Annotated in this window: 21 protein-coding genes and 1 pseudogene; 4 read left to right on the forward strand and 18 right to left on the reverse strand. The window is 40.1% G+C overall.

All coding sequences use genetic code 11. The features are described from left to right. Positions 1-2 precede the first annotated feature (2 nt). The 11 genes from FO442_RS17625 to rlmH are packed head-to-tail and all read right to left on the reverse strand — an operon-like array spanning position 3 to position 10380. On the reverse strand, positions 3-968 hold the full coding sequence (locus FO442_RS17625; RefSeq protein WP_144334533.1) for a glycosyltransferase family 2 protein: 966 nt from the start codon (positions 966-968) through the stop codon (positions 3-5). Beyond that, on the reverse strand, positions 965-2074 hold the full coding sequence (locus FO442_RS17630) for a glycosyltransferase family 4 protein (protein WP_144334534.1): 1110 nt from the start codon (positions 2072-2074) through the stop codon (positions 965-967). Before FO442_RS17630 ends, FO442_RS17625 begins: the two co-directional genes overlap by 4 nt. Positions 2075-2078: 4 nt before the next feature. Continuing rightward, positions 2079-2972, reverse strand: a complete 894-nt coding sequence (locus FO442_RS17635; RefSeq protein WP_144334535.1) for a glycosyltransferase family 2 protein — start codon at positions 2970-2972, stop codon at positions 2079-2081. Between the two features lies 1 nt (position 2973). After that, positions 2974-4134 (reverse strand): TDP-N-acetylfucosamine:lipid II N-acetylfucosaminyltransferase family protein, encoded by a 1161-nt coding sequence (locus FO442_RS17640; RefSeq protein ID WP_144334536.1) that lies wholly within the window; start codon positions 4132-4134, stop codon positions 2974-2976. A 1-nt stretch (position 4135) separates the two neighbouring features. After that, positions 4136-4759 carry an acetyltransferase gene (locus FO442_RS17645; protein ID WP_144334537.1) on the reverse strand — a complete coding sequence of 208 codons (624 nt, stop codon included), beginning with the start codon at positions 4757-4759 and terminating at the stop codon, positions 4136-4138. Continuing rightward, complete coding sequence (locus tag FO442_RS17650) at positions 4756-5391, reverse strand: acetyltransferase (protein ID WP_144334538.1); 636 nt, start codon at positions 5389-5391, stop codon at positions 4756-4758. Before FO442_RS17650 ends, FO442_RS17645 begins: the two co-directional genes overlap by 4 nt. After that, the gene (locus FO442_RS17655; RefSeq protein WP_144334539.1) at positions 5375-6469 is read right to left on the reverse strand and encodes a DegT/DnrJ/EryC1/StrS family aminotransferase; all 1095 of its coding nucleotides are present in this window, start codon (positions 6467-6469) and stop codon (positions 5375-5377) included. Before FO442_RS17655 ends, FO442_RS17650 begins: the two co-directional genes overlap by 17 nt. After that, positions 6466-7674, reverse strand: coding sequence for an ABC transporter ATP-binding protein (locus FO442_RS17660; protein WP_144334540.1), 1209 nt, complete (start codon positions 7672-7674; stop codon positions 6466-6468). Before FO442_RS17660 ends, FO442_RS17655 begins: the two co-directional genes overlap by 4 nt. Positions 7675-7683: 9 nt before the next feature. Then, the gene (locus FO442_RS17665; RefSeq protein WP_144334541.1) at positions 7684-8508 is read right to left on the reverse strand and encodes an ABC transporter permease; all 825 of its coding nucleotides are present in this window, start codon (positions 8506-8508) and stop codon (positions 7684-7686) included. A gap of 43 nt (positions 8509-8551) precedes the next feature. Next, on the reverse strand, positions 8552-9904 hold the full coding sequence (locus FO442_RS17670) for a hypothetical protein (protein WP_144334542.1): 1353 nt from the start codon (positions 9902-9904) through the stop codon (positions 8552-8554). A gap of 2 nt (positions 9905-9906) precedes the next feature. Next, the gene (rlmH, locus tag FO442_RS17675; protein ID WP_144334543.1) at positions 9907-10380 is read right to left on the reverse strand and encodes a 23S rRNA (pseudouridine(1915)-N(3))-methyltransferase RlmH; all 474 of its coding nucleotides are present in this window, start codon (positions 10378-10380) and stop codon (positions 9907-9909) included. 243 nt (positions 10381-10623) lie between these two features. On the opposite strand from rlmH, the gene FO442_RS17680 reads away from it, so the two are divergent. Together FO442_RS17680 and nadC are read left to right on the forward strand one after the other, a co-directional pair. Then, positions 10624-10926, forward strand: coding sequence for a DUF4783 domain-containing protein (locus tag FO442_RS17680; protein ID WP_186280239.1), 303 nt, complete (start codon positions 10624-10626; stop codon positions 10924-10926). Between the two features lie 93 nt (positions 10927-11019). Next, entirely contained in the window at positions 11020-11853 is an 834-nt protein-coding gene (nadC, locus tag FO442_RS17685; protein ID WP_144334545.1) for a carboxylating nicotinate-nucleotide diphosphorylase, read from the forward strand. Here the strand turns inward: nadC and FO442_RS17690 are convergent. The 7 genes from FO442_RS17690 to FO442_RS17720 form a co-directional block, all read right to left on the reverse strand. Then, positions 11850-13919: a 7TM diverse intracellular signaling domain-containing protein gene (locus tag FO442_RS17690; protein ID WP_144334546.1), complete on the reverse strand. Its 2070-nt coding sequence runs from the start codon at positions 13917-13919 to the stop codon at positions 11850-11852. The genes nadC and FO442_RS17690 overlap by 4 nt on opposite strands. A 104-nt stretch (positions 13920-14023) precedes the next feature. After that, positions 14024-14398 carry a hypothetical protein gene (locus FO442_RS17695; RefSeq protein WP_144334547.1) on the reverse strand — a complete coding sequence of 125 codons (375 nt, stop codon included), beginning with the start codon at positions 14396-14398 and terminating at the stop codon, positions 14024-14026. Between the two features lie 5 nt (positions 14399-14403). Beyond that, positions 14404-15015 carry a DEAD/DEAH box helicase gene (locus tag FO442_RS17700; protein ID WP_144334548.1) on the reverse strand — a complete coding sequence of 204 codons (612 nt, stop codon included), beginning with the start codon at positions 15013-15015 and terminating at the stop codon, positions 14404-14406. 18 nt (positions 15016-15033) lie between these two features. Continuing rightward, positions 15034-15465 (reverse strand): hypothetical protein, encoded by a 432-nt coding sequence (locus tag FO442_RS17705; RefSeq protein ID WP_144334549.1) that lies wholly within the window; start codon positions 15463-15465, stop codon positions 15034-15036. Between the two features lie 103 nt (positions 15466-15568). Beyond that, on the reverse strand, positions 15569-17767 hold the full coding sequence (locus FO442_RS17710) for a M43 family zinc metalloprotease (protein ID WP_144334550.1): 2199 nt from the start codon (positions 17765-17767) through the stop codon (positions 15569-15571). Positions 17768-18049: 282 nt separating this feature from the next. Then, the gene (locus FO442_RS17715) at positions 18050-18790 is read right to left on the reverse strand and encodes a phosphoglycerol geranylgeranyltransferase (RefSeq protein WP_144334551.1); all 741 of its coding nucleotides are present in this window, start codon (positions 18788-18790) and stop codon (positions 18050-18052) included. Further along, the gene (locus tag FO442_RS17720; protein WP_186280241.1) at positions 18787-19362 is read right to left on the reverse strand and encodes a 4'-phosphopantetheinyl transferase family protein; all 576 of its coding nucleotides are present in this window, start codon (positions 19360-19362) and stop codon (positions 18787-18789) included. The genes FO442_RS17715 and FO442_RS17720 overlap by 4 nt, the downstream gene beginning before the upstream one ends. Before the next feature lie 277 nt (positions 19363-19639). Between FO442_RS17720 and FO442_RS17725 the strand changes: the two genes are divergently transcribed. Continuing rightward, the gene (locus FO442_RS17725) at positions 19640-23422 is read left to right on the forward strand and encodes a TonB-dependent receptor (protein WP_144334553.1); all 3783 of its coding nucleotides are present in this window, start codon (positions 19640-19642) and stop codon (positions 23420-23422) included. Between the two features lie 19 nt (positions 23423-23441). Next, a pseudogene (locus FO442_RS17730) lies at positions 23442-25073 on the forward strand (T9SS type A sorting domain-containing protein); the annotation flags it as partial.

Genomic DNA, 25073 nt, shown 5'->3' on the forward strand with positions numbered 1-25073 from the left:
CGTTAATTTTCTGAATACCTTTTCACATACTTTCTCCAAATGATCGGAAGCAGCTGAGGTACTTGCCACAAACTTTTGATAAGTGCCGCCAGAATTTGCTTTTTAGAAAAGTTATGCAAATAAAATGAGGGGATAGAACCAATATCGAGCTGATGTTTTTTTAGTGCTGAAATAGTAGGACAAGTTGCCGTTTTATCATTTTGATAATGCACTGATAGATCAATGTAATTTGTGTATGAAGAATTTGCAGCCAAGGTTGAAATGTGTTGCATTGTGCGCAGGATATTCTGTTTTCTTTTAGCTTCGTTTACACCGCTGTATACTCCTGAATCGTGGATGCGGTAGGTACTGAAAACGTCCGAGAATACTTTAATATGCGCATCCGGATGACTCAGAAGCAGTATGATATAGATGGGCCAATCCAAATGGGGGGAATCCGAAAGTGAGGCAAACAGATCCATTCGCAGGCATTCGCGGCGAAACATCACAGTGCAAAATGACATACGGTTAGCGTGAATGAAATCAGGAAGGAAATAATATTGATTTTTTCGGTTATACCACTTCCTGTTTTCCCGGATGGTTTGTGTCAGTGTACGGATACCACCACCTGCAGCCACGCATAAAGGAGCGTTTTCCATGTATACGAATTGCTTGTAGAGTTTCTCTTCGTCTACCCAAAAATCATCACCTTCCAGTACAGCAATGTATTTTCCTGTAGCTCTGCGGAATACATCGTACAGGTTTTCGAACATCCCTTGCCGTTCGGTGTGAATAATTGCTTGAACCGAAAACCTTGAAATCTTTACAAATTGTTCAACCAGTTCAGCGGTGCGATCACTAGAAACATCCACGCCGATAATTAGTTCTACCGAACCGTTGAATTTCTGAAAATTAATTGATTCCAATGCCCTCCAAATATATGATTCGTGGTTATAAGTAATGACACAAATACTGATATCGGGAATCATTTTTTCGGGAATTGATAAAGTTTAAATAACAGATCGACATGCCTTTTAAGCGAAAATAAAGGTGCGATTTTTTTTGCATTTGCACCAATTTTTTGACGAATTTCCGGATGCTCCAGCAATTCCCTAAGCGCAAGTTCTATTTCGGTAACGGACCGGTAATTGACTACCCATGCATTTTCGTTTGCAACCACCACATCATTAGCAATTCCACTAAGGGTAATAATGGAAGGAACACCACTTCCCAATGCCTCGATATATACCAACCCGAATGATTCAGCTGTAGGACGAATCGGGCAATGTAAAAAGAGCGTCAAATGAGGATATACTGACATCATATTGTCTTCAAACTCAGTGCAAACAACCTGTGCCGGATCGAAATCGGAGAGCAATTGTTCAATTTCCGGTTTGAAATCACCTTTAGCATTGAATAAATAAATTTTCAGTGAGGGGTAGTCTCCAATAATACGGTGTAAGGCAGGAAGAATGTATTGAAGCCCTTTCAACTTGGTCCAGCGTGCATTGATGCCTATGGTAATTGTTTTTGTGTTGAATCCATACTTTTCAATGGTTCTCCGGTCTGTTTCGGGAGGAATTTCAAAAATGGAAGGGTCGATAAAATTAGGGATCAAAACTAGTTTTTTTTCCAGTTTCTCAACATCTCTCAGAAAAACATAATGTCCTTGTGACAAAGCAATGATGTGTTGGTGGAAAAAATGGATGAAACGATCATAAATTCGCCCTCGTTTGTTTTCGAAATGATGGGCGTCTGCATGATGGCGTGTATATATTCGGTTAGGAATTCGGGCTAACCAACCGGTTATTCCTCCAAGAAAGCCACCTTCAAGCAAATGAGTGTGAAGGTGTGAAGGTTTTTCATGTTTTAAACAACGATACATTTGAACGCACACTCTAATGATGGATTTTTTACCCGGATAGATGAACTCACTTACCGAAATTTTTTTGCGTTGTAAAGCTCTGAATAATTCGCTTGGCTCACGATTGATCAAAATCACGTGAAAATTGAGTCCCTCAATCAATAATTGCTCGAATAGTTGCTCGAAACCAACTGATTTATGGGTCAGTGAAATAACATAAACAACTTTCATGCGATTATTCTAACGGTTTTTCCGGATAGTAATAAATAAATCCGGCACTAATGTAATCATACAATTTAAATCGCAGGGGACGGTAGAGCCATTTAAAGAAGTTGCGATCTACCAGGCGCACCAAAAATACTTGTGTAAAGCAATAAAAAAGCAGTTTTTTGAACCGATTGGGAGCCACAGGTACGTATTTGTTGTTTTCAAGTAATTGCTGTTCTACCAATAGTTGATTGGCTTTTGCATATTGTCTGTTTCTTTGAATGAAGGATGTACAGGAAACAGGATCATTATGTGTCCCAATCAGGGTGCTGTTTACAATAATGGAAATGTTTTTTTTGCGTAATCGCCAACCGAATTCATAATCTTCGGCATCACTAAGACCTGCATGAAAACCACCTGTTTGCTCAAAAATTATTTTTGGAATGGAAAAGAAAGCGGCAGAGAAAGTAACGTCTGTGTTTTTTGAAGCTTCTTTGTTCCAGTGATATTCAAGTGACCGTTTGAAGTTGGAAAAATCATTATCCGATGTGATTGTGAGTGTCGGACATGTCAGGATTTTCCCCTGGTTTTTAAGATGGAATTCTGCGTGCGTTTCCAAAGTGTTTTCAGGAATGAGGATGTCGTCGTCCAAAAATAGAATCAGTTCATTTTTGGCAATCTGTGCGGCTGCATTACGTGCAGATGCGCGACCGATATTTTCAGAATAGCTAACCTTTAGTAAGTCCTGATATCGGAATCGTGCCAATTCAGCAAGGGTATGATCAGTAGATCCATCTATGAAAATAATAATTTCTTCAGGCAATACTGTATTTGCGGCAATGGCATCGAGTGTCTTCAAAATTTTGGAAGCACCATTGTATGTGGCGATGCAAATGGAAATATATGGGAGTATTGTTGACATATCACAAAACGGATAATAATCGGTTTATTTCTTTAAGAACCTGCTGTTCGCCGTATATCCGGTCAATTTCGATACGATTTTTCCGGGTAAATTCTTCTATCGAACCAGGCAATTCGATTAGCATTGCTTCCAGATCACTTTGTAGCGAAAAACAATGCATTCCCTGCTCTTTCATGAATTCATAAACCACTCCTTTCCGGTTTAGAATAACAGGTATTCCCATATAAGCAGCAGTCAGGATATTTCCCAACCCTTGTTGTATAATGGAATTGTTGATGTATATGTCACAGGTGTTGAGTAAGTTGAAATAACGTTCTTTTGTGAGGTATTCAGTGACTGGGATAAATCGTTCACCGAATAACGCGTTTCCTTTTTCAATAACTGCCTTTGCAAAATCGGTATCTCCATAACTTAGTGAACAGATGATCTCCCCATGGAAATTCAATGTCTTTAGTTGGGTTAATACATCGAGCTGATTGTTTTGAGCAAAAGCCGAGTGGCCGATAAAAATACGATTTACATGATGTGAAATGGGATGAGGAGTTACTCCTTCCATCAGGTATTCAATGGTTCCGATTGGAATGTGAATAAATGTGCCGGAAAATCCGTGTTTGATGAATGTTTTTTGTTCATTGGGTGTTATGGTATTGATGATGCTTATCCTGGGAAAATGTTTGTTTAGCAGGAAATTGGGCCACAACTCACCGGTTCGTTTCGCGTAGTAGTAGTAATATAATCGTGGAAATAACTTCTTGATAATGTTCCAGGATTCATGTTTCAATAATGATCCGATGGAAGGCTTGAAATATTCCTGGAAAGTAATCGGTTCATGGGCTTTACGGAAGATGGTCGAATGCCCCAGAGCAATATCGCCTCCCCAGGAAAACCAGCATATAGGGCGGGTGCTTTTTAATTGGTTTAGTACCAAAAGGTTTTGTGGGAACAGAGAGTGGAAAATAATTAAATCGGGGGCAAAAGCATTTTCAAAATTGTTTACTTCCATTAAGGAAATCTGCTCGATCATCGGGTTCTGAAATTTCAGGGGTTTATCGGACGACTTTACGACTACGTATTTGAACAGGTGATCGGGGACTTTTTCAAACAGATGAATAATAAAGTCCGAAAATTTTTCGTCCGTTAAGAAATGTAGAACCTTTGCCACTCTAAAAAGATTTTGCAGGATTTCCCTTCACTCTAGTACCGCTCTCCACATTTTTGGTTACAATACTTCCTGCTCCGATAACAACATGGTCTCCAATAATTATTCCCGGAAGGATGGTTGCATTGGCGCCAATGAACACATTGTTCCCGATGGTACATTTTCCTAAAACGGAACTATTCGGAGCTATTTCACAAAAATCCCCGATTTGGGTGTCATGGAACAATTTCGAAGAAGTGTTGACCAGGCACATACGTCCTATAATCACATTACTCTCAATGATGCAGTGTTCCAAAATCACAGATCCCGTTCCTATAGAAACGTTTTGTGAGCCGATTAATGCTGTTTGTGCTATGATTGTGCTGCATTCGATCCCTTTTGCCGCAAGAAGATCGTGGAATCCCATCTTTGCTTTTAAGGATGCCAAGGCCATTACTACTTCATTGCCGTGTTCCGGAAGTTCTGCACTAAACTCATCCCAATTCGTTAGGATACGGCAGCCGAATTTGGTTTCACCTGTTTCACGAACCGTTACATTATCGAAAAAGGCAAGCGGTTTTGCAGGGTGCAAACGCCGGATCACATCTGTCAATTGGGTTGCTAATCCCCCAGCACCAATTAAGATCATCGTAATGATTTTTTAACCGGAAATCCTATGTAAACACCTGCTTCCGGAATATTTTTGAGGACCATTCCTCCCATTCCCACAGTTACATGATCGGCAATGGTTATTTTTTCACGGACAGCGACTTGTGTACCCATGTATACGTGGGACCCGATGGTACAAGATCCGCTGATGTTTACACTTGGAGCAGTGGTGAAGAAATCACCGATTGAACAGTCGTGCCCGACAGTTGTATTGAGATTCAAATGGGTATGTTTTCCCAGATGTATGTTGCAGGTGAGTACCACATTTTGGCAAATAATTGACCCTGCACCAACTGAAACATTCAACCCCATGCTGACAGAAGGATGAATGAGGGTGCCGAAATGAAATGCATCCAATTGTCCGGCAATCCGACTCCTTACCTGTACATCTGCAATGCCGATTAAAATGGATTTATTGGTAAAATCGTATTCTGACAACCGATGCGGAATTTTCCCAAAAACAAGGTTTTCCGTGAAGTATTGGTCTTCAACCACAAAATCAACGGTAAAGTCAGTAATTTGATCTGCTTCCAGTCGCTGGAGTAAACAGTTGTAAACCTCCTGAGCAAAACCACCGGCCCCGATTATTGCATAATTAATTCTTTTCGACATACATGTTTGAATGAATGATTTCACAGATACGTTGTACGGTGGCTTCTCCGATATCAAAATAAATCGGAAGACATAGTATTCTCTCTGAAACGGATTCGCTTACAGGACATGATTGCTCAGTAACATAATTAAGCGAATTCAAACTTGGGTAGAAATAACGTCTGGTAAAGATGTTTTGTTCTTCCAAAGCCTTTTTGATGTGAAGCAGGGTTTGTTGGGATTCGAATAATAAAGGATAATAAGCGCAATTGTAACGGGTAGTTTGTGCTTGAATTTCCTGTTTTCGAATGGGTAACCCGGATAAATACTTGTCGTAATAGAGATGTGTCTGTTGCCTGTCATGGATTATAGCTTCGACATGAGGTAGATTGCACAAGCCCATTGCGGCATGAAATTCCGAATTTTTACCATTGATGCCTACCCCGTCAAAACGATCGAATCCGGCATGGCCGAAATTTCTTTTCAACGAAAAATCTGCAGCCAGGGTTTCGGACTTGCAAATCAACGCGCCTCCTTCAGTAGTATGAAACAACTTTGTAGCATGGAAACTGATCGAACTCACATCACCGTAACTCATTACTGATTTGTTTTTGTAGCTTGTACCAAAGCAATGAGCGGCATCGTAAATAACCAACAGGTCATGTTCCTTAGCGATTGTATCAATTGCATCGATATCACAAGGGTTTCCAAAAACATGAGTTGCTAAAATGGCCTTTGTTTTTGGAGTAATTTTTTTTCGGATTGATTCCGGATCAATATTGAAAGTTGTAGGAGAAATATCTGCAAAAACGGGAGTGCAGTTTTCCCATACGATACCTGATGTTGTGGCAACGTACGAAAAGGGAGTGGTAATGATTTCTGATCCACTTAAATTCAATGATTTAAGTGCTATTTGAATGGAAATGGTTCCGTTGGAGGTAAATAAAACATTCTCCGCATCGAAAAGTATTTTCAATGCTCCTTCAAGTTCCTGAACAAGCGGACCATTATTCGTCAGGTACTGTCTTTCCCAGATCCCTGTTACCAAACGATTGTAATCGGCAATGTTCGGAAGAAACGGCTTGGTAACAAAGATCATTCGTCCAATTTTTGAAAGGTTATACAATCTGGCCGGATTACGCCTTCAAATTTTCCGAACCAAACGCGCTCACTGTCGTCAATAACCTCAAAGGTAATGATATCATTGATCACTTCAATCGGGATGCTGGCATTATCCACCACAAATAAGTCCATTTTATAGGTTTCGTCGTTCAAAAAATTAGACGGAATTTCCATGCTGAACTCATGAATCCCTTCGTTTAGTTCGTAGACAGGGGTGAAGAGATTGCAAATCATCTGGTTCAAAATAGTTTTGAAATGAACACTTAGGTTATATTTTCCTCTCTCCAAAATATTCATGACGAACTTCAATCGGATAATTTGTGAACGATAAAAGGAAAAGGCATCTAATTCACCTGTAGATTCTCCTATAAAACTAATAGATTGGATTTTTGCGCGTTTATTTTTGAAAAGGTGAGAAAGATCATTAGCCAATTCACCGGATTTTTGACTCTGTATATAAAGTCCCGTAATTTCTTTGACATTTCCAAAGGCTTCCACTTTTCCTTCTTTTAAGTAAAGGGCTTTGTTGCAGAAACTTTGTACGGCTGAAATATTATGACTCACAAAGAGCACCGTTCGGTGTCCCTGTGAATTGATATCTTTCATTTTTCCCATGCATTTTTTCTGGAATTCTGCATCTCCCACGGCCAATACTTCATCGATGATTAAAATTTCGTTTTCCAGGAAAGCAGCTACGGCAAAGGCCAGACGTAATTGCATCCCACTACTGTAATGTTTGAGAGGGGTATCGATGAATTTTTCAACTCCGGAGAATTCTACAATATCTTTGAAATTTTTAATGATTTCTGTACGCTTCATTCCCAAAATGGAGCCGTTCATGAAAATATTTTCCCTTCCGGTTAATTCGGGGTGAAATCCTGTGCCTACTTCCAGCAAACTGGCTACGCGTCCGTTTCCGATAATATGCCCCTTGGTAGGAGGAGTAATTTTGGATAAAATCTTAAGAAGTGTGGATTTTCCGGCTCCGTTTTTTCCAATAATTCCAAGTGAATCGCCCGGCATGACATCGAAAGACACATCGTCAAGTGCCCAAAAAATTTCTTTTCTGCTTTTGGGTTTGAATATATTGGTAATAGAATCTCTTAAGCTTAAATACGGTTGTATCTCTTGATTGATTCGGAATTGCTTGCTGATATTTCGTACTTCTAAAATTGGCTTCATAACAACAGTTTACGCTAAATCCGCAAAAAAATTTTCGGTCTTCTTAAAATACAAAACTCCCAAAATAAACAGCAGGACCGATCCGCCAAAACTGATCAGTACATTCATAAAATTGACTTCATATCCAGTAAATCCACCTCGAAATAACTCAAAAGCTCCTGAAAGTGGATTCAATTTCAAAATGGTTTGAGCAAATGAATTATTGGTGATAGAAATCGGATAAATGACGGGGGAAATAAACATTAATCCCTGAACGAAAAAAGGAATAATGTATCTTACATCGCGGTATTTTACATTCATGGCAGCAAGCAACATACCGAATCCGGAAGTAGTGATACACACTATTATTGCAGCCAGGGGTATGTATAAAATTATGAGGGGAGAAATGGATACACGATAAATAAATAAGAGGAAGATAAAAATAATTAGAGCGAAAAGAAAATCAACCAATGATACCAAAATAGCAGAAAATGGGATGATCAATCGTGGGAAATAGATTTTTTTGATAATATTGGCGTTGCTCACCATGCTATTCGCCGCATTATTTACCCCGCTACTGAAAATATTCCACAAAAGCATACCGCTTAAAGCAAAGACAGGGTAGGGGATGCCAATTTTGGAGTTAACGGAAATAATATCTCCTAAAAACAAAGTAAACAACAAGGTCATGATAAGCGGTTGCAGGATTGTCCACAATAAACCCAAAACAGTTTGCTTATATTTCACTTTCAAATCACGCCAGGTGAAGTAGTAAAACAATTCTCTGTTTTTCCACAATTCAGCAAGGTTTAAACTGATTTTTCGTTGTGGTTCGATCTTGAAACGTATACTCATGTTAGAACGGACAATTTTATCAATAGTAAAAATAACGAATATATTAGGTTATCAGTTTTTCGTCGTCAATATCTTTCAAATCTTCCTTTTGATCCCTGCTAAAAAGCAACAAGAGGAAAAACGGAAGTGCAGGAGCTTTTAATCTGGCCAAAACCCCGAATAACCCGGAAGTAAAACCAACGAAATATCCAAAGATAAGAATGAATAACAACGCGAAGAGCAGGAGTTCTTTTTTGTATAGTATCGAGAGTGAAGCTACTCTGCGGTTCACCAGAAAGAAGCGGACCGTGAAATAAATAAAAAACAGGCTTTCAATCCCTATTATGAACATCAATGGTCCTTCAAATTCCCAGATAAAAGGCCGGTAGAGTGTAGCTATGACGGCTCCGGGAATGGCTAGTACCAAACTGGTTGGACTAAAATCATTGAGGCCTAAATCGTACCTTTTTCCGGTATACCGCTCATTGACCTTGAAATCACTATGAATAACTTTTGCCGTTTCTAAAATTTGATCGGAAGAGAATTCTCCCAACTCCGAGCTTCTGAGGTAAACAATTAAACAAACCAGTGCAAATAAGATTCCGGTTGTTCGGGTAAGGAATCTCACCAGTACAGGCTTGTCTTTATTTAACCGTAAAATAATCAATATAAAAAACGGAATGAATATCCCGATGAGTACGAAAGGCCGGGTAATAAACAAGAAGTAATTGGCAAGGACGAATGTGAATAATGTTCTGTAAAAGTGAATGTATTTCCGCTTAAAAAGTTTAAAAAAAGACATGATCGAGAGGAGAATCGCACACATTACAATGGTGTCTTTCATGAGGCCCGAGCACCAAAAACCTACCGATGGGATAAAGAGACAGGCGAGCGCCAGGTATCTTGTTTTTATGCGTGTATTGTTATCCAGAAAAATGAAAAACTTCCAGGATATCCAGGTAGAGATGACTCCAAAAAACAAGTTGAGCGTGAGGTAGCTTCCGAAGGAGAAGAAGGAGAAAAAGCTTGCAATTTTGCATACTACCCAGGAGTTGGCTTCGGGGTAAATCCATTCAGGTGGTCTTCCTGTGGCCTGGTTAAAATAGGAAGGAATGCTGGTTCTGCTTGGAGTAGATATGATTTCCTGTAAATAATCCAACGGGGATTCAAAAAACAGCCGGTTTAAAGTCACCGCACCTTGGTAGTAAGCTGTTGTATCTCCTCCGTTGTAATATAATGTGTATGTTAAGGCAAAGGCCACGCTTAGGATGATTTTCCAGTAGAAATGCGGAAGGAAATATTTGTAAGCTGATTTTTCCCTGTTTTGAATGAATATAAATTGGGCAATTATTATGAAAATTACCAGCCATCCAAGGAATGAAATAAAATCAACGATCCCAAAAAATTCAGTTTTCATACCTACTGATGGTGATAAGGTTCATTTCTCAAAATAGTCATTGCCCTGTACACTTGTTCAATAAAAAACAAACGGATCATTTGATGGGAAAAGGTCATCTGAGATAGGGAGATCTTTCCGTTGGAACGTTGATAAACGGCATCGCTGAAGCCATAAGGTCCGCCAACCACAAAACAAATTTGTTTTCCTCCGCGGTTAAACAGATCTTGCAGATAAGCAGAAAAATCAAGCGAACTGTATTCTTTCCCTTTTTCATCCAGCAAAATGAGGGTGTCTGTGGGAGTTACTTTTTCCAGGATTAACTCACCTTCCCGCTGTTTAATCTGGCCTTCAGATAAATTTTTAGCTTGCTTGATGTCAGGGATAATCTGTAGTTGGAATGGGATATAATGGCGAAGCCGCTTCAAATATTCCTGTTCTCCTTCTTCCAGGAATTTCTTCCCCGTTTTGCCAATACAAAGTAACGTTACCTGCATGCAACGAATATACAAAAATTGTAGTGATTGCTTCAAAATGAGTTTGGGAGACCCTTTTTTTGCCGGTGGGGCCGATTAAAGAGATAATCTATAAAAAAAGTAGAGAATGAGCGGGATTTCATTTTAGGCATTATATTTGTTGATAGAGGTTCAAATAACAATTGAAATATGGGCTTTATTTTATCATTAATAGCTTCTTTTATTTTATCGCTTCATACTGTCACGGATGCAAATTTCACTGCTGTGGAACAAGCATTTGCGAGAGAGGATGCAGCTAAAATCATTTCTTACGGTAAAGATAGGATATTGCTTCAGATTCAGGGAAAAGAGGGTGTTTATGCCCAGTCCCAGGCTACTCAATTGTTGAAAGATTTCTTTAACCGGAAACCTGTTTCCAGCTTTCGCTTTACATTCAAAGGAAAAGAGAGCGATGATTCTCCGCTTACAACTGGAATTTATCTTTCCAAAAGCGAATCTTTTCGCGTGACGATCAAGTGGAAGCACATCAATTCGGAGCTGAGGATCGAATCTTTATCCATCGAGTAATTCAAAAGAAAGTGTGCAAATTTCAAAGGGAATTGCTAAAAGTGGTGAACCCTTTGAATGCATCATTTTGCATTTTTGGATTAACTTTGACCCATGTTTGATGAAATTATAAAAAATGCTCTTCAGGAGGATTTGGGAGATGGTGACCACTCTTCATTGGCGTGTATTCCTGCAAATGCTTCCGGAACTGCAAAGTTATTAGTGAAAGATACCGGAATTCTTGCCGGTGTAGAAGTAGCCAGAAAAGTGTGTGAATTAGTGGATTCAAACCTGGTATTTGAAGAATTACTGACCGATGGAACTCCGGTGAAACCCGGTGATATTGCATTTTACTTAAAAGGAAATGCACGCTCCATATTAGCAGCTGAGCGTACCTTGTTGAATTTCATGCAGCGCATGTCCGGTATTGCCACCCAAACAAAAAGTTATGTCGATTTGCTGAAAGGGACACAAACCAACTTGCTGGATACCCGAAAAACCACTCCTGGAATTCGTTATATGGAAAAATGGGCCGTACGTATCGGAGGTGGAATGAACCATCGTTTCGCACTGTATGACATGATTATGCTGAAGGACAATCATGTGGATTTTGCAGGTGGCATCAAACAGGCAATTCAGCGAACACAGGAGTATCTGAGATCTACCGGAAAAACACTGAAGGTTGAAATAGAAGTCCGCAATTTGAAGGAACTGGATGAGGTGCTTGAAACAGGGATGGTAGACCGTATTATGCTGGACAATTTTACCCCGGAATTACTCAAAGAAGCGATTGATAAAATTGCCGGACGGTATGAAACGGAAGCTTCAGGTGGGATTACCCGTCAAACGATCCGTTCTTTCGCTGAAACAGGAGTTGATTTTATATCTGTGGGGGCACTGACACATAGTTTTGCCAGTCTGGATATGAGCTTAAAAGCAAGTTTTTAGTTCAAGTCGATCAGCATCATACAGATATCATCCAATTGTTCTTCGGTTCCCATCCATCGCAGCAGGTCTTGTTCGATTTTCTGAAGGTGGTTTGCCGGATTGGAGTCGTATTGTTCCAATACCATTTTTTTCAATCCCGGAGTTTTTAGTTTTTTCCCGCTTTTCTCACCGAACTGGTCAATACATCCGTCGGAAAACAACAGGATGCGTTGGTTTTTCCGGTAAGTCATTTCATGAAGTTCAAAGGGAAGACTGGATTCGGACTTTCCTACCGGTCTTTTCGTTGGAGGAATTACCTGGATTTCATGTTCATTTAAAATCCACAAAGGATTATTTGCTCCGCAAAAGCGCAGGATCTGCTTTTCAGAGTGATAGCATACGACTGAAATGTCCATTCCGTCGGAGAGTTCCATTCCGTCAGTCAACAGGTAATTTCTCAGGTAGGAACTTACGCGATTCAATAAGTCTGCAGGATCTGCATCTTCAAGTAAACGAGCAGATTCATTCAAAGCGTTCATGCACAGAACACTCATCATTGCTCCGGGAACACCATGTCCGGTACAATCTGCAACGGCTATGAATCTCCAGATATCTTCTCCGATGCGAATCCGTTTGATCCAATAAAAATCTCCTGCTACAATATCCTTAGGATAATAGAATACATTCAGATTGGGAATGAGATCAGAATAATAGGAACTGCTAGGAAGTAATGCGTTTTGGATTCGTTTTGCATAGAGAATACTGCTGGTGATTTCTTCGTTTTTTTGTTCCAGTTCATTGCGTTGTGCGATGACTTCCCTGGTTCTGAGTTCAACCTCTGCTTCCAGCTGGATATTCAGGTTTTCTTTCAATTCATTTGCTTCGGCAAGCACTGCAATAGAAGCGTCATTCATCAACTTGAAACGCTGCAGGATTCCGAATGTTAAAATGATCATTTCTACAGCAAACCCGATTTGCAATCCGTTGTCGGCCAGGAAACTGTTCGGAATAATACCGAAATTCCGCAATACGAATGCAAAAACCGAGATCTGTAAAATGGAGAATGCGATTAGATAGGATTTGGCAGTCTTTGAGCCGGTCCTAAGGGTCACAACCAGGGGATAAATAATGAATAGGTTTAAGATCAGGGTCATGGCATTGACCGTGATCGCTGAAATGTTCATAAAAGCCGTTCCCGGAATAAGACTCACAAACACATTGATAAGCAATACCACCTGAATAAACCGTACTATGGGTTTGATTTTAGGTGTGTTGATGTGTAATTCGAGGTAACGGTAAGTGAAATTCAGGAAAAATAAAACGCCTAATGACGCGAGTACCGGATTGGCCCTGTTGGAGATAAAATACTGGTCTGTCCAGAGCCAGGTTGTCCCGAATCCGAGCAAAGAGAGTTGGAGCAAGGTAAAGGAAGCTCCATATAAGGTATAAATGTATGCGATTCGCTGCCGGAATAAAATACCGATTGCCAGGTTGAGAATAATAATGAAGATCATTACCCCGAACAACAACCCATAAAAAACCTGTTTGTTTCCGTGTTTTACCTGGATGTAGGACCCTTTTTCAAGTGAACTTTGAAAGTAAAATTGTTCTCCGCCATTGTTTACCCGGAAAAGAAACCCGTTGGTACTGTGCGGATCAAGGCGCAAGGGGAAGATCAATTCACGGTTTCCGTTATAACGCCAGGCAAAGGGACGTTGATCACCTCCTTTTGAGACCGGAATAAAGGTGTTTTCCCCGATTCGTTTGTATACATCCACTTCATCAATGATCGGATTACTCAATTTAAGCATCCGGATTAGGCGCGAATCAGACAGGTTTTTCGTTTCAAAATAGAACCAAACGTCTTTTGTTTCAAAACCTAAATTCACCATTCGGGAATTAATTGGTTTGAATTCCTTCAGATGAGATTTTACTGTCCGGATGTTTGACTGGTCGTCGGGTGTAATCAAATAGGTTAGTTGATTCCCTTCTAATTTCAGAAAATCATCGTGTTGAGTGATTGGAACCTGGGAATCCGAAATGAAGCAAACAACAGAGAAAAGAAATACAAGAATATAATTTTTCACAATGAAGGTTTAGTGCAACGTTGCAGTAAATTAAATACGCAAAAGACCAATCAAATGGTTTTCACGCTAAATTAAAAATATTTTGAATAGTTGTTTGATGAAGATCAGTTATCTAACAGTTCGTCTTCTTCATCTTTGTCTTTCCTGAAAGGATTGACAAAAAATGAAAATCCGGTGATGGCAAAACCTGCAATTAGAATATAAGTAGCATACTTTAAATGGAGTGTTTGAACAACAAATCCTATGAATATAACCAATGATCCGATCCAAAACAACAGGTTGAAATCTTCCCATTTGTCTTCGGGGATAAAACGGAATTGCAATAGACTTAAGAGCAGGCCGGTTCCACCGAATACATAGAATCCGATCCGGATAGCACTTGAAATTCCGAATGTATTCTGGGTGTAAAGCAGGATAGCGCAGGCCATTCCGAGAATATAACAAATGTTGGAAATGGCTTTTAATTGTTTGGCTATCATACTTTTTATAATTCGGAAGTTTCGTAAAAGGTACAAATATCTTCGCAAAAAGATTCAAGTCTGTTATGGGTTCCTTCTGAAAAAATCAATTTCTGGCATTTGGGTAAACTTTCCGAAATCCTTCTTACTGCTTGAAGGATCAAGGGATCTTTACAAAGTGTTTCTGCCTGGTCAATGATCACCAAACTCAACTGATTGAGGTGGATTCCGTTCTGATTGTACAATTCCAGCAATCTTTTCGGGTTTCCGATAATGATCTCTGCTCCTTCAAAAATAGCGTTGCGCTGCTCGATTATTTTTCCCTTATCATCGGCAATTTCGATTGTTACGTCCGTTCGCTTCATCAAATGGTGAAAGGATTTCACTTTTTCACGCGCACTTTCCCAGGAAGGGGTGAACCACAAAACGCGTGGAGAACCTTCCAGCATTTCCGGTGCCCGCATAAAAGAAATGAAATGAAGCCCGTCAATTAATTCCTGGTCAATCGATGTGAAAATCAATTGGTTCTTTCCCTGTTTGGATAGTTTGATTAATTTCTCCTGTTTTTCGGTGTATCCTTCCCGTCCTGATTCTGTCAGTGTATTCTCCAGTCGGTTGTTTAATTCTTCAAACTTCATACTGCAAAATAAGGCAATTTATTTTGTTTTCGGGCGGCTGAGGGTGAAGACTCCGTCGTTTATTTTATAATCCCATCCGGTAAGGGTTTTAAATCGCTGTACATATCTTCGAAACAGGGTAGACCTTCTATTGGATAATTGGTGATTTTCCGAAACGGGAATAAATTCAATGCTTTGGCAATAGGGAGTCTGTTCTATAAAATCGAGCAGGATCGATACAACGGTTGCCATCACTCTGTATACATCCCCGGTGTTCATGGTTTGGTATTCATCCTGATCGTGGCTTTTGAGGCTCAGATCAACAATGTAATTCATGATGTGGTTGTTTTTCTGGACAAATTGAACGCTGTATTCATCCCCGTGCGAATTGATGAAGCTATATTCACGGATTCCTATGAATGCAGGTCTTTGAAAAGGATAAGGAGTAGCTAAAGTAACGCGCGGGCTCATACAGTGAAAATAGTAATTTCCAGGTGAATAGTGTTGCCGTTTGACATAAAAAAATCCCCGGCATGTATTGCCGGGGATTTTTTATATATAAGTTGAATCTGTATTAATAAACAACTACTCGGTGAGTAGATTTTGCAGCTCCTTGAACTGCATTCAGGATGTAACATCCTTTTGCAACATTCATCGGAATGTTAACCGTTTGAACTCCGGAAGAAGCAGGAACCTCAGTTGTTGAGATAATTGCACCTTTCAAATCCATTACGATTAATTTCATTCCAGCTTCAGAGTTAGGGATCTCAACAGATAAGTCTGATCCTGTAGCAACAGGGTTCGGAGCAATCGAAATCGTTGACACTATTCCGTTATCTTCGATTCCCAATGTTCCGGAAATGTTGAAGTTATCGAAGTAGAAGTTGGAAGAGAAATCAGACGAAATAAATTCAAATTTGAATTTCGTTTTGTTGTCCGCTGATGTAGGAGTGTGAGTAAAGCTGGCAGTTTTCCATTCCAAATCATTGTTTGGATTTGGAACATAATCTCCATTCTGGTAACCTGCAGTTACTAAGGTTGCACCGGAAATCGATGTTTTTTGAATCCATGTTTTACCACAATCTCTTGAATAATAAACAATTAGTTTTTCAGTGATGTCTGTGGTATTGGTTGCTCTTGTACCATAAGCATAGTCAAATGAGATCGTTACGTTTGAAGTATTTCTCAAGTCCATTGCAGGAGAGATCAAATAATCTTTGGCGTTTCCAAGACGATCGTAGTAATACCAATCATCTGTAAACATTTGAGCTGAAGAAACATCTTTGTAGTTATTCAATTTGAAACCTGCAGTACCCCATCTACCACCGTTTGTAGCACGGTTGAAAGACTGGTAATTGTTTTCAGGGTTTACGGAAATCCAGAAGTTCGCATTTTGGTTGAAATCTTCTGTTCTTGGTCCTGCATATTCCGCCCAATCACCCTGGATGTAAACCATGTGGTTGATTGTTTTTGTGTTTGAACCTGCAGTGTTTGAAACAGTTAGTGTTACGTCGTACCATCCCGGTGAAGCATATGTCACAGTAGGGTTTTGGTTTGTTGAAGCAGACGGGCTTCCTCCAGGGAAGCTCCATGACCACGATGTGACACCTGCTTTCCAGGAAGCATCTTTGAAAGCAATCGGGTCATTTACACAAGCTGACATAACGTTTGCGTTTGGACCTAAATTTCCGGAAGCACCGTTTACGTCAACGTAAAAATCTGCTATCGGAGTACATGTAACAGGAGTGATTGTGCTTGTTCCGGTTGTTACCAGGTTTTCAGCTGTATATAAGTTATTACGTCCACTTGTTTCCTGGTCCAATACATTGTTCATGAAATTGGTTTGACCTTTTGTAAACATCACCGAACAATAAGAATAGTCCATGTAGTTTTGAGCATTGTCAATCACATCAAACGGCCAATAATTTCCCGGAATAGTTGGTTCCGGACATGAGTTAGCTGAAAGTTGACAGCTTGTCATACCGATACAGTTTGGTGTATCACCAATACCGTCATCCTGGTTACAGCTGCTTGCGCTACCCGGATCATTGTCATTCCCCCAAGTATGTGCCAATCCAAGGTAGTGACCAATTTCGTGAGTCAATGCTCTTGAATGTCCTGGTGAACTGGTACCGATACTTCCGACATAATCGTGAAGGATAATGACCCCATCTCTAAAGAAACCAGTTCCAGTAACACCGGTCGGATAGTATGCATATCCTGCAACTCCTGCGGATCCGATCGTTTTGGTAAGCCAAACGTTCAGATACTTGTCTCTGTCCCATTGACTCAACTTGGAATAATCATCTCCCTGGTTGGTGTTGTGATTGTAAATGTGCTCGATCCCGTTTGTACAATTTCCGTAAGGGTCCAATGTAGCTAAACGGAATTCGATGTAGGCATCTCCGATGATTGTATCAAAAGGAGATACAACCACATTGGTATCTGCATTTAGTTTGCGGTAATCCTCGTTGAGGATGTCCATTTGATCCTGAATCTGCTGGTCAGATACGTTTTCCGAACCATATTCATGAACGATATGAAAAACAATCGGAATGACGCGTACTGTAATGGATTTTCCATTAACAATGCGGTTTTCCTTATACCTGTTTACCAATTTTTTGTAGTCTTCCTCCAATCCTGGATTCTCAGCATACAATTTTTTCATTTGTGTATGACTTCCGCAATTGAAGTGTGTTTCCTGAGCAAATGATTTCCCAGTTGAAATCACACCAATCAAAGAAAATACACCCAAAAGTAATTTTTTGCGCATGTTTAACAATTTAATAGATTCAACATTGTTTTTTTCAACTTAATTTACATTTCACGAAAAAATGCGAGTGTGCAAGCTGTTCCGAATTTGAGAGTTTTTTTGGCTTTGTTACTTAATTAATATGCTGATTATCAAAATGTTAGACATTGTTGAAGAGCATATAACTCCTAGTTTTCGTAGTTCACACTGGGTAAATATAATTCAATTATTTTTAACAGTAGGATTAAACAACTTCTCATTTAGTGAAGTGTGTTTGATGCTGATTAAACGGTGTCGATTTTTCTAACGGGCTCTAAATGAACTTTTTTGATAGGTCTCTATATCCAGCAGAAAATCAATGTTTTCTTCAATTTTATTTCCGATAACGATGACGTTTGCGCCGACATTTTTGTAGGCTTCAATTTGCTCTATGGAACGAATTCCTCCGCCAACAATAATTGGAGTGTCGATTTTTTTCTTTAACTCCTGAATTAGTTGAGGAGGGACAGACTGAACAGCGCCGCTTCCGGCATCGAAATAAGTGAGTTTTTGTCCCATTAAGTAACCGGCAATTCCCGTTTTTAACGAAATGGAATTGTTTTCTCTTGGTATAGGTGTTGTTTGGCTGACATAGGCTACAGAGGTCATTTTACCTCCGTCAATCAGGATATAGGATGTCGGGATAACTTCCAGATTCATTTCCAGTACTTCTTCCGCGCACGACACATGATGCCCGATCAGGAAATCCGGATTTCTGCCTGAAATCAGGTTTAAGAATAAAAGAGCGTCGGCCTGTTCTGATAGCTGATTGCTGGATCCCGGAAAGAGAACAATGGGAATTTCCGAGTTTTTCTTTAGTTTGGAAACCACCGACTCCACTTCCTTACGGGTAACGGTGCTGCCTCCGACAAAAAAGAAGTCAATGAGTGCAAATTCGGCTTTTTGGATTAACTCTAATAAATGCTCCTCATTTTTGGTCTTTTCGGGATCAATTAATAACGCCAATTGTCCGCTTTTCGATTGAATTTTATCCAGGATGTTCATTGTAGTAGTTTTCCTTTACTTGAATTGAAAGTTATTAAAATATTTTTAAAGTTTTCAACATGCAGTTCGTATTCGTAGATGCCATCGGTTTTTAAGATGCTGCCGTAATACTTGCCGCCCCTTTTGTTAACGAGGATGTCTCTTTGAAAAAGCAGCCGATTCCTGTCAGATAATTTATACAGGCATTCCTTAAATGACCAAAGCATCGACATGTCTTTTTCGCTGGTCTGATCAAGAAACTGTTTTTCATTATCCGTTATAAAACGGGGTGCTGTTATGACTGATTTTTGTCGAATCTCTTCTATGTCCACACCAATCAGGTGCTCTCTGCAGGTTGCAAGGACAACATGCGAGTCGCAATGCGAAAGGGAAATGAATCCTACTCCCGTTATTTCAGGTGATCCGCTTGAATTGTAAGTGATGTTTGCTTCGCCGAACAGGTGGTGTTTCAGGTATCTTGATGCCGCAAATTCAATCTTTTTTTCGGGGTGGTGAATAGCGTTGAGCCTTAATCTTTCCGTTTCATTTAAGGAGGATTTGTAGGTCTCAAAATAAGAAAAATCAATTTCCATTAAATAAATAGAAACCGCATTTAAATTAATAATAGAAATGTCAGACATAATGCAAAGGTATGTCAGAATCAATAAAAACGCATGATCGGTCTATTTAAAAATTAGTTACAAATCCCTAAAAATAAGGGCTTTTGCGGTTCTGAAAAGTTAACAAAAAGTTAACGGTGAATAATTTGTTACAAAACAGAAAAGTTTTTTAGGAAATGTTAACAAATCGAAAATTACTATATTTACACGCTTTGTTACAATAAAAATGATGTAAAATTAAACTGTACTTATGTTACGTAAACTCAACTTGTTATTTGCAAGTATCTTGTTGACAGTGACTTACGGTTATTCCCAGTCAGGTTTGGGAACGATCCGTGGTAGCGTTGTTGATAAGGACAGCAAGGAGGCTATATACGATTGTATTGTAGTCGTCAAGCAAAATGGAACAGTTAAGGGAAACACGACCACCGATACGGATGGAAAGTTTCAACTTAACTCGTTGTCACCAGGTTCCTATGACGTTGAGATCAGTAATCCGGGAGAAGGGTATCAGCCTACAGCAATTAAAGGTGTTGTTGTGAATGCTGATCGTATTACTTTCCTTGATAATACTGCTCTCGGACTTCCAACCGATATAAAAGCTATCGATGAAGTCGTGGTGGTGGCCTACAAAGTCCCATTAATTAATAAAGATGGTGGTCCTTCCGGGGCGACGATTACGCGTGAGGATATCTCACGACTACCGACTCGTTCTGCAGCAGGTGTTGCAAGCACGGTAGGTGGGGTAACAACCAACGAAGGAACAGGAGAGCTTTCAGTTCGTGGTTCCCGTTCGGATGGTACTTATTTCTTTATTGATGGTATCAAGGTGCGTGGGTCTTCCAACTTACCTAAATCAGCAATTGAAGAGGTTTCGGTAATTACCGGAGGTTTGCCTGCCAATTATGGTGATGCAACCGGTGGTATTATTGCTGTAACAACTCGCGGACCTTCCTCAAAATACTTCGGGTCATTGGAGGCAGTATCTTCTGGATTCTACTTTAAAGGAAAAGATCCGAATGGTTACGACGGAAAAGTAATCGGATTGGATAAATTCGGATACAACCTGGTTGAAGGATTAATTTCCGGACCGCTTTTGATGAGAAAGGATTCAACGGGTAAGAAGACAAAACCGATTTTAGGGTTCTTGCTTTCTGTCAACTACACCAATGAATTGGATAGTCGTCCTTTGAACGGTGGTTCATACCGTATTAAGAAGGAAGCGAGAGATTATTTGTTGGAAAATCCTGTTAGAGCAAGTGCTACCGGTAACGGTACTTTCCACAATGCAAACTATTTGAGAGAAAGTGATTTCGAGAAAACAAAGTGGAGAATGAATGCTGCCCGTTCCGTTATTTCAGCTTCTGCTAAAATTGATGTGAATACGGGACCATCCGTTAACTTGACGTTCGGTGGATCTTTGAACTACTCTTACGGAAGTAATTACGATTACAATAATTCCTTGTTGAACTTTACCAATTTTGGAGTTTTCAATCAATTGGATTACCGTGTTTACGGACGTTTCACTCAGCGATTTTCTAACAACAGAGAAGGATCTAGCTCGAAAGTGAAGTCGGCGTTCTACTCACTTATGGTGGATTACTCGAAAACAAAAACTGAAACTTACGATAAGCAGCACAAATACGATTTGTTCAGCTACGGACACGTTGGGAAATTTACAAGAAGTTTCCGTCCTACTTATGAGTTCGATGCAAAAACATCCGATTTATACCAGACAGCAGTTCCGGAGGAATACCTTGTTCAATTCGAGGCTTCTCAATCGAATGCTGCATTGGCTGCAATTACTCAGAATTATTTTGATTTATATGCAGGTGATCCTGTAGGTCATTATCAAACATTGTTGCAGGTTCAAAATGGACGTGCATTGAGAAATGGTGACGTTCCAACTTCTGTTTATGGAATCTGGAATAACATCGGGACACCAAATAACGGTTTCAGCAGATCAGAACAAGATCAGTTCCGTATTACCGGATCAGGATCTGTTAACGTTGGTGATCACTCCATTTCATTAGGTTTTGAATACGAACAGCGTTGGGATAGAGGTTGGTCAAGCGGAAATGCCGGACCAATTGAACTTTGGACAGTTGCTCGTTTGTATGCAAACAGTCACATTACCGAGTTGGACAAATCGAATCCTCATGTGGTGAACTTCGGTTCTTTCCAACAGTATAGCTACGATCGTTTGAATACAGGATATGCGTATACATCCGGAACAGGACAATACGGTGGCCAGGAAAACAACGATAAGCAATCTTTCTTTGATTATAATCTTCGTGAGAAACTTGGATTTAATCCGGCAGGAACAGATTATATCGTAATTGATCAATATGACCCGAGTACATTCTCTTTAGATATGTTCTCACCGGATGAGTTGTTCAACCAGGGAAATAACTTTATTAATTACTTCGGTTACGATCATACCGGTAAAAAAGTAAAAGGAAATACAGATATCAATAAGTATTTCAACGAATTCGACGAAAACGGAAACTACAAACGATTCATTGGTGCATTCCAACCGGTATACATCGCTGGTTATATCATGGATAAGTTTGCATTCAAAGACATCGTATTCAACGTTGGGGTCCGTGTAGATGTATTCGATGCGAATCAGCCGGTATTGAAAGATAAATACTTGGTATATACTGCAAACAATGTAGATGAGGCGAAATCATTGATCGCGAGTGATCCTACAAAATATGCAAACATGAGAATTCCTGAATCTATGGGAAGTGATTATGTTGTATACGTAGATGACGTAAACAGTCCGACAAGAATTAACGGATTTAGAAATGGTGATCAGTGGTACGATGCAAATGGTATTGCAATCGAGGATCCGAAATTGATTCGTGGTGTTACAGGTATTTCACCATGGTTGAAAGATCCTACTGCTGCAACCAATTCAAAAGTGAGTGCGGATGCATTTGAAGATTACAAGCCACAGATTAATGTGATGCCTCGTATCGCTTTCTCATTCCCTATTTCGGATGAAGCGTCATTCTTTGCACATTACGACATCTTGACGAAACGTCCTACAACAGGTAACCGTTTCAATCCGATTGATTATCAATTTATCGAAGCACGTACAAATACGATTAACAACCCGAATTTGAAGCCGGAACAAACAATCGATTATGAGATTGGTTTCCAACAGGTTTTATCCAAGACTTCATCTTTGAAAATCTCTGCATTTTACCGTGAACAACGTAACAACGTGCAGCTGATGAACGTATTTGAAGCGTACCCGAACACTTACCGCACATTTGGTAACCGCGACTTCGGTACGGTAAAAGGTTTGACAGTGTCTTATGACCTTCGCAGAACCGGAAACGTTCGTATGACTGCGGCGTATACCTTACAGTTTGCGGATGGTACAGGTTCCGATGCAACTTCTGCAGCGAGTTTGTTGACAGGTCTTCAAACAGCAGGTTTACCTAACTTGAGAAGTGTATTCCCTTATTCATATGACCAACGTCACACGTTTGCAATTACCTTCGATTACCGTTACGGTGAAGGAGCTGATTACAACGGTCCTATGATCGGAGATGCAAAAATTCTTGAGAATACCGGTTTGAACCTTATTACAAACATTTACTCAGGTTCTCCATACAGCTCACAAACAGGTGTTACCGGAGATGCATTGCTTAATCCGAATACTTCGGGTATAACAGGAACTGTGAACGGTTCAAGATTGCCTTGGCAGTACCGTTTGGATTTGCAGTTAGACCGCACATTTGGAATTGATTTTGGAAAAGATGGTAAGAAGAAATCAACTTATTTGAACGTTTATCTTCGCGTTACCAACCTTTTCAATACAATGAACGTTCTGGGTGTTTACAGAGCTACTGGTAACTGGAATGATGATGGCTATTTGGCAGCAGCTCAATACCAAACTTCAATCCAAAACCAGTTGGATGAGCAATCTTTCAGAGATTATTATGCAATGAAAGTGGCAAATCCATTTAATATCAGTGCGCCAAGAACTATTCGCTTAGGGGTTAAATTTGATTTCTAAGAAAGAAAAAAATTAAAGTATGAAACGAACATTTAAATACTTATCACTCGCAATCACGATGTGTTTCATTGGTCAGGCCAGTGCATACAATCATGATTTTGGGAAAGGGAAGTCGGGCGGAGATAAGCCGAAACCCACGGTAACGACAAAGGCTGCGAATTGTGCGCCTGCAAACTACCGTAAAACAATGGACTTTAATGATGTTAGTTGTCAGTTGGAAACAGGAGGATTATTATTCCTGGATCGCGCGAACGGACTAGCAACCTATACCGTTCCAAAAAAGAAAGGAAATGAAACAGCTGTAACAGTCATCTATGCCGGTGCGCTTTGGATGGGTGGAACAGACGTTAACGGTCAGTTAAAATTGGCAGCTGTTAAGTTCCGTCAGGATGGTAACGATTTCTGGCCCGGACCGCTTACGGTTCAATACGGTACAGGAAACTTTGATCCGTCTGTTCCACAAGGGGACACTGCAAGACGCGATTATGGTGATGGGACAATTGACCCGGATCAGTGTTTGTTGTATGACAACATTTTCACGATCACTAAAGCAGGAGTTATTTTGTTTATTACTTATAATAACTGTACAACAGGTGATTGTCCTTCTCCGACCAACGAAACATTGGCTCAGATCAATGCATGGCCGGGTAACGGAGATGTTGGTCGTGGACAAGATCAGTTCCTTGCACCATTCTATGACGTGAATAATGACATGTTCTACGAACCGGAAGAGGGAGATTACCCTTGGTATGATGATATCTTAGGTCGTGACGATATTCAATGTGGTGCTGACCGACGTGTAACGTTATTTGGTGACGTTACTAACTGGTGGGTATTCAACGATAAAGGAAATATCCATACAGAATCACAAGGTGAACCGATCGGAATGGAAATCCACGCGCAGGCATTTGCTTTTGCAACGGATGACGAGATCAACAAAATGACGTTCTATAACTACGAGTTAATTAACCGTGGTACTCAAACCTTGTTCGATACATATTTCTCTCAGTACATCGATGCGGATTTAGGGAATTACAACGATGACTATGCAGGATGTGATGTTACACGTGGATTGAGTTACATGTATAACGGGGATTTGAATGATGAACCAAACTCAGGACGCCCTGGATTCGGACAAAACCCGCCGTCTATTGGTGTTGACTTCTTCGAAGGTCCTTACCAGGATGCTGATGGGGCTGATAACCCTGGACCGGTTTTTGATACGATTACAAATCAATGGGTGGTTCCTACTGTGGCTAATGCAATTGCAAACAAAGGAATTGTTTACCGCGGTTTGGGTATCGGTTACGGAGATGGAATTGCGGATAATGAACGTTACGGGATGCGTAACTTTACGATCTATACAGGAACAAATGCTCCTGCAGGACAATCAGATCCTGCATCATCTTCTCAGTTCTATAACTACATGCAAGGTTTGTGGCAATTCGGTGATCAGTTGTACTACGGTGGAACTGGATTCCCTGGAGCGCCATGTGTTGGGGCGATTGAGACAAATTATATGTTCCCTGCAAATTCAGATACGTTGCATTGGGCAACTGCAGGTGTTAATCCTGGATTTGACTGGTCGGAATTCGAACCTTGTGGATCAGGATCTACTTCAAACCCTTCCGGTGACCGCCGTTTCGTGCAA

This window comes from Fluviicola chungangensis, assembly GCF_007558725.1.
GTDB lineage: Bacteria > Bacteroidota > Bacteroidia > Flavobacteriales_D > Crocinitomicaceae > Fluviicola > Fluviicola chungangensis.